At 52.9% G+C, this 9794-nt stretch carries 10 protein-coding genes; 9 read left to right on the forward strand and 1 reads right to left on the reverse strand.

From position 1 onward, the window contains the following. Window positions 1-91 precede the first annotated feature (91 nt). From MLC70_RS17755 to tnpC, 4 genes are all read left to right on the forward strand, one after another. Window positions 92-763, forward strand: coding sequence for an exonuclease domain-containing protein (locus MLC70_RS17755; RefSeq protein WP_282448529.1), 672 nt, complete (start codon window positions 92-94; stop codon window positions 761-763). A 67-nt stretch (window positions 764-830) separates the two neighbouring features. Further along, the gene (gene tnpA, locus MLC70_RS17760) at window positions 831-1196 is read left to right on the forward strand and encodes an IS66-like element accessory protein TnpA (protein ID WP_248185765.1); all 366 of its coding nucleotides are present in this window, start codon (window positions 831-833) and stop codon (window positions 1194-1196) included. After that, window positions 1193-1528: an IS66 family insertion sequence element accessory protein TnpB gene (gene tnpB / locus MLC70_RS17765; protein ID WP_177186130.1), complete on the forward strand. Its 336-nt coding sequence runs from the start codon at window positions 1193-1195 to the stop codon at window positions 1526-1528. Before tnpA ends, tnpB begins: the two co-directional genes overlap by 4 nt. Before the next feature lie 75 nt (window positions 1529-1603). Continuing rightward, on the forward strand, window positions 1604-3148 hold the full coding sequence (gene tnpC, locus MLC70_RS17770; RefSeq protein WP_248185767.1) for an IS66 family transposase: 1545 nt from the start codon (window positions 1604-1606) through the stop codon (window positions 3146-3148). Here tnpC and MLC70_RS17775 read toward each other — a convergent pair. Next, a complete protein-coding gene (locus MLC70_RS17775; protein WP_248185770.1) occupies window positions 3104-3697 on the reverse strand; it encodes a hypothetical protein in 594 nt (197 codons plus the stop codon). The genes tnpC and MLC70_RS17775 overlap by 45 nt on opposite strands. A gap of 210 nt (window positions 3698-3907) precedes the next feature. Here MLC70_RS17775 and mobH point away from each other — a divergent pair, with 210 nt between their 5' ends. From mobH to traL, 5 genes are all read left to right on the forward strand, one after another. Then, on the forward strand, window positions 3908-6139 hold the full coding sequence (mobH, locus tag MLC70_RS17780; protein WP_248185773.1) for a MobH family relaxase: 2232 nt from the start codon (window positions 3908-3910) through the stop codon (window positions 6137-6139). Beyond that, a complete protein-coding gene (gene traD / locus MLC70_RS17785) occupies window positions 6139-8037 on the forward strand; it encodes a conjugative transfer system coupling protein TraD (protein WP_248185775.1) in 1899 nt (632 codons plus the stop codon). Before mobH ends, traD begins: the two co-directional genes overlap by 1 nt. 21 nt (window positions 8038-8058) lie before the next feature. Further along, on the forward strand, window positions 8059-8631 hold the full coding sequence (locus tag MLC70_RS17790; RefSeq protein WP_248185778.1) for a hypothetical protein: 573 nt from the start codon (window positions 8059-8061) through the stop codon (window positions 8629-8631). Continuing rightward, window positions 8628-9260, forward strand: a complete 633-nt coding sequence (locus tag MLC70_RS17795) for an IncC plasmid conjugative DNA transfer DtrJ family protein (RefSeq protein ID WP_248185781.1) — start codon at window positions 8628-8630, stop codon at window positions 9258-9260. Before MLC70_RS17790 ends, MLC70_RS17795 begins: the two co-directional genes overlap by 4 nt. A 172-nt stretch (window positions 9261-9432) precedes the next feature. Beyond that, window positions 9433-9717 (forward strand): type IV conjugative transfer system protein TraL, encoded by a 285-nt coding sequence (traL, locus tag MLC70_RS17800; protein WP_248185784.1) that lies wholly within the window; start codon window positions 9433-9435, stop codon window positions 9715-9717. Window positions 9718-9794 lie beyond the last annotated feature (77 nt).

Here is a 9794-nt window from a genome sequence, read left to right on the forward strand (position 1 = left end):
TTGAATGATGCGCTGTATTGCTTGCGTTTCTTGCTCATGATTCTCCTCCTTGTGGAGATGATGAATCAGAGCTTAGGTACCTGTCCAAAATTTGGGGTCCACTTCACCCTATACGGTTGAAGGCAGTAGTTTCCCCGCCAAGTGCAGACCCATCGTAGGCGACGAAATTCCTTTTCACATAGTAGATGTCGAGACGACTGGATTAGATCCCGAAGTGGATAAAATCATCGAGCTGGGAATCGTAGAAATCATGGTCAGTCCTTCGACAGAGCGGTTAACGGCTATTAACTTTGTCGGATCGTTCTATGAAGACCCGGGCGAGCCTATTGATCCTTTCATAACGAAGCTGACTGGCATCACGACCGAAATGGTGGAGGGGCATTCTTTGCCCGACGACACAATCCTATCGGTATTAGAACGCAGTGACAGCGTTTTAGTAGCCCATAACGCCTCTTTCGACTCGCGTTTCGTCGAGAAACGGTATCCTTCCCTAAAATCCCGGCGGTGGGCTTGCACCATTGCTGATGTGGATTGGAACGCAAAGGACTTTTCCAGCTCAAAATTGGAATATCTATTGACATGTTGTGGCTATTTCTACGACGCCCACCGCGCGCAGAACGATTGTCTGGCTGTCGCTTGGCTGCTGTCGTACGTGGACGTTTTAAAGGAACTTATTCGATCTGAGGCGTCACTCACATACAAAATTTCTGCTGTAGGAAGCCCCTTCGCAGCAAAAGACGAGTTAAAGGTAAGCGTCCGGTAATCCCATCTTGAGCCAGGCGCTGTCGCCGTCAGGATAGTGTCCACTTATTTTCTAGTGGACACTTAACATGAACGAATTAAGCGTAACCAAGCCCTACCAAAAACGTCGCCGGTTTTCCCGGGAATTCAAAGCCGGGATTGTAGCCCAATGCCTGGAACCCGGTGCTTCCGTTTCCCGGATCTCGCTGGATAACGGTCTCAACGCCAACATGGTCCGGCGCTGGATGAGTGAAGCGCAGCGAGCGGATAAAACACCGGGATTTGTACCGGTCAAACTGCCAGCGGCAACCTCTGCAACGGGAAACCAATCAGTTGCAGACAAGCGTAGCACCATCCGCATCGAGATTCCCCGCGCCGGTGGCTCGGTCGTGGTGGAGTGGCCTGCGGAGCAGGCGCACCAGTGTGCTGCCCTGTTGCGGGACCTGCTGGGATGATCCGCATTGATGAGATCTGGCTGGCTACTGAACCGCTGGATATGCGAGCCGGGCCCGACAAGGCCCTGGCCCGAGTCATTCAGGTCTTTGGCTCGGCCAGGCCCCATTGTGCTTACCTGTTCGCCAACAAGCGGGGCAACCGGATGAAGGTGCTGATCCACGATGGCCTGGGCATCTGGTTGTGTGCCCGTAGGCTGAACCGGGGCAAGTTCCACTGGGGCGAATCCTGGCGCGGTGACCAGCTGCGTTTAACCGAAGAACAGTTGTCCGCCCTGGTTCAGGGTTTACCATGGCAACGCCTTGGGGCCGACGGCGTTATCTCCATCCTGTAACCACAAGCCGAGTGATATCGCCATAGCCAAAACTGCGAATCGCTTGCAGCACAAGGGCTTGGCATACTAAGGGGCATGACTCAGCGCCCCGATCTCGACCAACTCTCTGCCGATCAGCTCCGTGCTCTTGCCACGGAACTGTTCGATCGAGTCGAGAACAAAGAGCGGGCATTGGTGCACCGTGACGCGGTCATCGAGAAGCTGACCCACGAAGTGGCCATCCTCAAGCGCCACAAGTACGCCCGTCGCAGTGAACAACTCGATGCCGTTCAGGGGAAACTGCTGGACGAACTGATCGACAGCGATCTGGCCGCCATCGAAGCCGAGCTGGACCAGGCGATGACCGAGGAGCAGAAGGCTGCCCGGCCCAAGCTAAAGCCCAAGCGCACTCCGCTGCCACCAGAACTGCCCCGTACCCTGATCCACCACGAACCTGAAAACACCCATTGCCGCTGCGGTTGCCAGCTCAAGCGCATTGGCGAGGACATCAGCGAGAAGCTGGATTACGTCCCGGGCGAGTTCACCGTGGAGCGGCACATCCGGGGCAAGTGGGCCTGCAATGAATGCGAGACCTTGATCCAGGCACCGGTACCACCGCAGGTGATCGACAAGGGCATCCCCACTGCTGGGCTGCTGGCTCAGGTGCTGGTGGCCAAGTACGCGGACCATCTGCCACTGTACCGTCAGGAACGCATCTTCGGTCGCGCTGGCCTGGAAATCCCTCGCTCCACCCTGGCCGAATGGGTGGGTGCCTGCGGTGTGCAGTTGCAACCCCTGGTGGATGCGCTGAGAAATACCTTGCTGGAACACAGCGTTCTGCACGCCGATGAAACCCCCGTCAGCATGCTGGCTCCGGGTAAGAAGAAAACTCACAAGGCCTATGTCTGGGCCTACTGCACCACGCCGTTCTCAGACCTGAAAGCCACCGTTTACGACTTCGCGCCGAGCCGAGCGGGTGAAAACGCCCGCACCTTCCTTGGAGACTGGCAGGGCAAGCTGGTGTGTGACGACTATGCTGGCTACAAAGCCGGGTTCGGTAATGGCATCACCGAAATCGGTTGTATGGCCCATGCCCGGCGCAAGTTCTACGACCTGCATGAAGCCAACAAGAGCGAACTGGCCGCCAGGGCCCTGGAATACATCGGCGGACTCTATGAGATCGAGCGGGAAACCAAAGACCTGCCGCCGGATAAGCGCCGGGAAATCCGACAAACCAGAGCCAAACCACTGGCTGACGCACTGCATCAGTGGATGTTGGCGCATCGACAGAAGGTGCCGGATGGTTCCGGCACGGCCAAAGCACTGGATTACAGCCTCAAACGGTGGGAAGCGCTCACGCGCTACCTGAACGATGGTGCTGTGCCCATTGACAACAACTGGGTGGAAAACCAGATCCGGCCCTGGGCGCTGGGGCGCAGCAACTGGCTGTTCGCAGGGTCACTACGTAGTGGCCAACGTGCTGCGGCTGTGATGACACTGATCCAGTCGGCGAAGCTGAATGGGCATGATCCGTATGCCTACCTCAAAGATGTGCTGACCCGGCTGCCGACGCAGAAGAACAATGCCATCGACGAGCTATTGCCCTACAACTGGAAGCTGGCTATACCTGACAAGGTGTAATGCCCAGACGCTTACTTTTGGATCACTCATGTCAACACCTGGGAGTTGGGCAAGCCGACCGCCATTGATTTGGTCGAGTTTACGTTCGGCGACGTCGAAGGGCGTCCTTGTGGGGACACCAGGCACCTCTTCTGACTGCTCATTGCTTTGTGGTGCCTGTCGTGACGGATGCATCGGTGTAGCGGGGGCACCCGGTGCTTGCAGGTGATGCTGAAATGCAGGCATGCGTTCAATGACGGGCTCACTAACGACTTGATCGGCAGTGTGGTCCTCAATGTCCGATTGAATAGCCGCTTTTTTAAAATCAACGACAATGGCTGGAGAAGGGGGTCGTGTTGGTGCGATAACCGTCGCATTGTAATCCACAAGACCGCCTATCTGATGCCCACTGCCAACGACATGGCGATTTGCTGGCGCTAATAGCACCGTGTCGGATTTTGGTGTGACGTCGGCCACCCCATAGTGCAGTTTTCCGGTATTAATTACAGCCACCGGCACCTGGGGTTCTGGCGGTTCGGTTTGGTTTGCAACACAGCCTACAGCAGTCATGCAAACACTCAGAACAGCGACCTTTACATATCCAGCGCTCACATTATGTCCTCGGGTAATTTTCCGACTACTTTACCGTCCAGTTCCGAAGCCGTTTCACAGAATCAGCCCCTTTTTTTGATGCGAGCAACGGAATTCGGGCCTGATTTTGTCATAGCGTCTCAGCGCGACCCCTTACACTTTCGAGACTTTCTTTTGACGGTGTAGTTGATGTTTTCATTTATCACTAGGTTGTTTGATTCGCGGAACGCATCGAAGGATGCTGGGCCTGGCTCAACAACCGCAATAGCCAATAGGCCAACTATTCCAAGGTATCCGCCCTACGATGATGGATTCCCTGCAGTAAATCCGAGCGAACTGCTCGACTCGCAGGCGCGACTGATTGAAGCCATCGATCACGAGATGGGTATGTCGCCCGGCGACTTTGATCAGTATGTGCGCCCAATACTGACTAATTATGCCGCTTTTGTGCATTTGCTCCCTGCATCGAAAGCCCATCACCACCGCGGGCCGGGTGGGCTTTTTCGGCATGGATTGGAGGTGGCAAACCATGCCCTTCGTTCCTATCACGGCCGCATTATCGATGGTCACGAGTCCGGCCAGAGAAGGAAAGAGTTGGAGTCTCGATGGAGAATTGCGGTGTTGGCGGCTGCTCTAGGCCACGATTTGGGAAAGCCCGCGATTGATATGACGATCTTTGATCGGGACGGCAAGAAACAGTGGGATGTTTTTTCGACGACGATCGTTGAGTGGATGGACGCACAGTCGGTGGATCGATATTACATCCGGTGGACACCTAACAGGGTCAATGGCATGCACGAAAATCTGTCGCTTTCACTATTGCCTCGTGTTGTTCCTCCCAATGTTTTTGATTTCCTGAAACGTGGCGACCCAAAAGTCATCTCAACGCTTTATTCCGTGCTATCTGGCACTGTTCAAAATAGTGCAGGGCGCGTCATATCTGAGCTGGTGCACAAAGCCGACCAAGCTAGTGTGGCCGCCGATCTTAAAGGCCAACGAATTGCGGAAGACGACACATCTCTCGGCGTGCCAGCCGCTCGTTTCTTGGTTGATGCGATGAAACGATTGGTCAGCGACGGTCACTGGAAACCAAACCAACCGAAACAACCGCTTTGGGTTTCTGCCGATGCGGCCTATTTGGATTGGGACATGGCCGCCTCTCACATCAACCGCGTGCTAGATAGCGACGATACGCCGGGTGTGCCTCGGACACCCGATGCTATGGCTCAGGCATTGATTGATTATGACGTTTTGGAGATGTGCATTCAGGAGGATGATCATCCAGGCCTTTACGTACGCGTTGCACCCGAGCCTCTTGCAAGCACGAAAGCGGTCCAATCGCTTTTGTGTGTCCGACTTCGACAGATAGGATTGTTTTTCGATGGCCCTGATCCGGCACCCGTAGAGTGCCATGTTGGTATGGCTGCTATTGCTGCACGAAAAGAGCGCAACAAAGAGCGGGCGGAAGAGAAAAATGCCAACGCGCATAAACGGGCGAAAGAGCGTGATTCAAAGCGGGATTTCGGGTTCAAAGTAAACGAACTGACAGAAGGTAATGATCCCAGGTCCACAGAGCAGCAAAACGAATCTGCACAAGACGAAACAAACATCAAAGCGTTCGTACCATCTGGCGATGCAAACATTGGTGTGAATGCACGACCTGACAACGCAACGGTTTCATCAAACGAGGTCGCAAAGCAAGGTCATAAATTCAGTAGTTCTGGGGATAACGCTCTCAACTGGTACCGGAGTTTGACAACTGATCGACAAATATTGGTGCGTGATCATTTATTAGTTTCGGAGTTGATTTTCTGGCATGAGGACAAAATGTGTGTACCGCATCCTGAGTTTATAAAGTCACTACCAAAGGATGTGGTGCCAATGGGTGTCGGATCGATGACAGATTGGCTTTACGAGCGCATAGACAAAGCTGTTATGCATTATAACGTGAGCGGCCATCGTAAAGCGCTGATCTTCACCGAAACAATCACAAAGGTGCTCACCGAGCTGTCAGAGAGGAGGCATCTTATTTCGGACGAAGCCTCACGAGGTAGAGGCGAGCCTTCACAGAAGGCGCAGACAAAGCATAGTGCCAGGCCAGCGGCAGCAACGTCTAAGAGATCGTCCGCAAATTCGATACAGCCAAAAAGAACCCCATTAAAGATTAAATCCGACTTGAGCCCCTTAGGTCCGAAAATCCAAGCGTTGTTCGAGTCCGTCACCTCACAGGCGCAGTCACTTGAAACCATTGTCAAAGATGCGTCTGGAGTTTGGATAGCTCATGAAGATCTGATCGCCTTTTCTAACGAGCACCATCCGGATATTCCTGAACGATTTTTAAAGCTTCAACTGGCGTCGTCCGCAGTTCTGAATAATCGAACGGTAGACGGTGTTCGGCAAGTGATGATTGGAGAAATTTAATGGCAGCGTTCACGCAAGACTATGAAATGCCCTGGCGCCCAACATTTGAATGGTATTCCTGCCTTGGCTGGGGTGGCGGTGCACTAGCGAGTGGCTTGGTATCGATCACGAGCACACTGCCATCGGGGCCTTTTTATTATATGGGTGGCTTCTGTGCCGTCATGGCTGGTGTGCAGGCTTGGCAAGCGCGCAGTCATACCGAGATTAAAAACAGTTTGATTGGTCATGAACTCGAATTTGAGTCCTTAGAAAACCTGTACAAACGCGTACAGGCGGACACCACCGGGAAAGGTCTCTGGCTGGGGTATGGGTTTGAGTGGGGACAGCAGCACGCCCAGCGCGTGTACGAGATCACTAAACGAGCGCTGGAACCTGAGATTTCGGAAAAGGTAAGGAAACGCTTTAAGACACCTCAGGTTGGCAAGACGTGGATACACGGCGTAGAGCCCAAAGAGCATGAAATTGATGTGCCTTTAAAGCATTTGGACGGTCACTCGATCGCGTTTGGCACTACAGGAAGCGGCAAGACCCGCCTGTTTGATCTAATTATTAGCCAAGCAATATTTAGGAATGAATCTTGTTTCATTATAGACCCGAAAGGCGATCAGGAGCTTTGGAAAAATGCTTTTAGAGCATGTCAGCTAGCGGGACGTCCAGATGCGTTTGTGCACTTTAATCCGGCATTTCCAGAAATGAGTTATCGGATCGATCCGCTGAAAAATTGGAACCGTCCGACGGAGGTGGCATCACGAATCAAGGACTTGATTGTGTCAGACTCAGACAACGATCCTTTCGCGCAGTTTTCATGGAATGCGATCAATAACATTGTGCAAGGGCTAGTTGCCACTGGCGTGCGGCCTAACTTCAAGCGCCTGAGGAAATACATCGAAGGTGGTCCCGCATCGTTGCTTCGACGGGCGCTGAAAAATCATTTCGATGACCATGCGGCCGGTTGGAGGTCCGCCATTGGGGGGCAGTTAAGTAAGGCGAAAGACGGTGAAACTGAAACCAAAATCATGGTGGAGTATTACCGGGAATTTGTGAGTGAACGTCACCCATCACAGCCACTCGATGGTCTTTGCAGGATGTTCGAGCACGAGCGGGCGCACTTTTCCAAAATGACCGCCTCGCTTGAACCTATTCTCAACCAGTTGACCGCCGGTGAACTCGGAGATCTGCTCTCGCCCGATCCCGACGATCAGACAGACCACCGCCCAATCACCGATTCAGCCCGGATGATCAATAAGGGGCAAGTCGTTTATTGCGGACTGGATTCATTGACCGACAGCACGATCGGATCTGCTCTGGGCAGTATTTTTCTGGCGGACCTTACCTCGGTTGCAGGCGATCGGTACAACTATGGCGTTGACAACAGGCCCATTAACTTAATCGTTGATGAGGCCGCCGAGGTGGTGAATGGACCTCTGATACAGCTCATGAACAAAGGTAGAGGAGCACATTTCCGGGTCATGATCGCAAGTCAGACCTTTGCCGATTTTTCCGCTCGACTGGGAAGCGAATCTAAAGCGCGTCAGGTGATCGGTAACGCAAACAACCTGATAGGCCTGCGCACAAAGGATGGGGAGACTCAGGAGTTCATTTGTGAGCCTTTGGGCGACACCGTAGTGCGACAGATCATGCATACCCAGAACACAACTGCGATTGACTCTGAGAAAAACCCTGCCAGCTTTTCTGGCGGATACGGAGAGCGTCTGATTGAAACAGACATGCCGCTATTTGCTCAAAACCTATTGGGCAATCTCCCGAACCTTGAGTACATCGCATCTGTGTCCGGCGGCCGAATTTACAAAGGCCGCATCCCTATTATCACCAGCGATATTGAAATGGGACTGGAAGATCAGCCATGGATCAAAAATAGACATGCTGATGACTTCTAAGGACGGGGGGGTTGCCCAGTGATGCGACGAAAGGTTGGAGATGCCTTTATTGTCGAGGCGACAGGGTTGACTCCAGCAGTGTTCCATCAAGCCATGGCGTCGTTGCAGGAGGGTGCTAAGCGCACCCGCAGCGGTAATGCCTTGGACTTTATGGATAACACGGTCCGAGAGACAGTGCAGGCCTTGGTAATAGCATCTGCAGCGGCTGGCGACGTCTCCATAGATGGGGAACCCCTCATTGATCGGATGATCAAGCGTGTGATCACGACGTTTGATGAGAGTTCTGAGCTCTGGCGACACAATATGTTGCCAATGACTGATGTTGTTGGGGCCTGTGTCAACGTTGCCTGTGCCGATCTGCTGCTGCTGCAAGGCCTGGAAATTCGAATACGCAATCTCGGTGAAGAGTCGTTGTGGGTCTTCCCGCGTGACAGATGGCTGATAAAGCATGCCGGAAGGACGTCTGTCGAACCTAGACATGACAGATTCGGGGTGGTGCCAATCGAGGCTGGTGATTTGGTGCCGCTATTGATGACAAGTGGCATCCAGAGAGCGATGGGGCTTCCTTATAAAGCGTCAGGAGGTCGAATGTGATTAGTAAAGGTCAGATTTTCTTCTGGATGGTCGCGTGGGTTCTACAGATCGTTCTCGTTGGTGTCATCGTTCCGAGTGATTTCATCGAGAGTCAGATTGACCAGGAACATGAAATGATTCGTGATTGGTTGGGCGTGGATACCAGCGATTCTCTTTGGCTGAGCAGCAACGAGCGCTTTAAGAAAGCATTTAGCGACACAGGGATGATTGATGCGAGTTACACAATCTTGCCCAGTTATCAGCAAAGAGCTGACTCTACAGGTCTTGAGACACTTGGTGATTCAATGTGGCCCTACGTGCAGAGCCGGATCGAGGTAATGTGGTTAACAATATATCAGGCAGTGCAACGATTCGGTGTTATCGCGCTGTGGGCGCCGTACTTTCTACCCATCTTGGTACCATCTCTAATCCATGGCTATACCGTGCGTGAAATAAAAAAGGTGTCCTATGGCTACGCCAGTCCGGTGATTTATCACGCGGCTGGAAAGACGATGATTGCCGCGCTGTTCTTACCGCTGTTCTACATTACTTTGCCAATCGCGATCCACCCCATGCTCGTGATGATTTGGGGGGTGTGCATCTCACTCTTGATGCTGGCACTGTCGGCAAACGTTCAGAAACAGATCTAACCGTCGGATTTAGGCTCTGATTTTGTGACAGGTGCTGGTTCGTAGGAGGGTATTCTTGATACGCCTAACGAGTGCGCCTGCATTTTGGTGCCGACGCGTCGTGTTCATATAAAAGGGCGAGCAGAGCCGTTTGCACTGGTCGCACGTGGATTACTACACAGAGAAGGACGTTATGTCTCAGGTTCACCATTTGCCGACTCACGTTGACGAGCCACCGATCATCCTCATCTGGTCTGCCGATGAAATTGGTGCGTTTTTTTTCTTTTTCATCATCGGCTTCTTGCTGCAGCAAATTCTGATTTTTGCAGCAATCGGTTATGCGGCGCTGAGATACATGCGCAGGTTTCGGAACGCTAAAGCCCGCGGCCATGCAATCCACATGATGTACTGGTTTGGGGTGAGTTTGGCAGACGCAAGGACACTGCCAAACCCGTATCAAAAGCACTTCCTGCGCTAACCCGGATTTCTCATGACGGGATAAAAGAAAGCGGCTGAAAGTGCTATAGTTTCAGGACCTTACACCGTTCACCAAGC

Source organism: Marinobacter goseongensis (assembly GCF_023156235.1).
GTDB classification, from domain to species: domain Bacteria; phylum Pseudomonadota; class Gammaproteobacteria; order Pseudomonadales; family Oleiphilaceae; genus Marinobacter; species Marinobacter goseongensis.

Excerpts from the sequence above, each read along its gene's own strand:
- traL (WP_248185784.1), top strand. The coding sequence starts at position 9,433 with ATGTCTCAGGTTCACCATTTGCCGACTCACGTTGACGAGCCACCGATC.
- MLC70_RS17790 (WP_248185778.1), top strand. The coding sequence starts at position 8,059 with ATGCGACGAAAGGTTGGAGATGCCTTTATTGTCGAGGCGACAGGGTTG.
- tnpB (WP_177186130.1), top strand. The coding sequence starts at position 1,193 with ATGATCCGCATTGATGAGATCTGGCTGGCTACTGAACCGCTGGATATG.
- MLC70_RS17775 (WP_248185770.1), bottom strand. The coding sequence starts at position 3,697 with ATGACTGCTGTAGGCTGTGTTGCAAACCAAACCGAACCGCCAGAACCC.
- tnpA (WP_248185765.1), top strand. The coding sequence starts at position 831 with ATGAACGAATTAAGCGTAACCAAGCCCTACCAAAAACGTCGCCGGTTT.
- tnpC (WP_248185767.1), top strand. The coding sequence starts at position 1,604 with ATGACTCAGCGCCCCGATCTCGACCAACTCTCTGCCGATCAGCTCCGT.
- mobH (WP_248185773.1), top strand. The coding sequence starts at position 3,908 with ATGTTTTCATTTATCACTAGGTTGTTTGATTCGCGGAACGCATCGAAG.
- traD (WP_248185775.1), top strand. The coding sequence starts at position 6,139 with ATGGCAGCGTTCACGCAAGACTATGAAATGCCCTGGCGCCCAACATTT.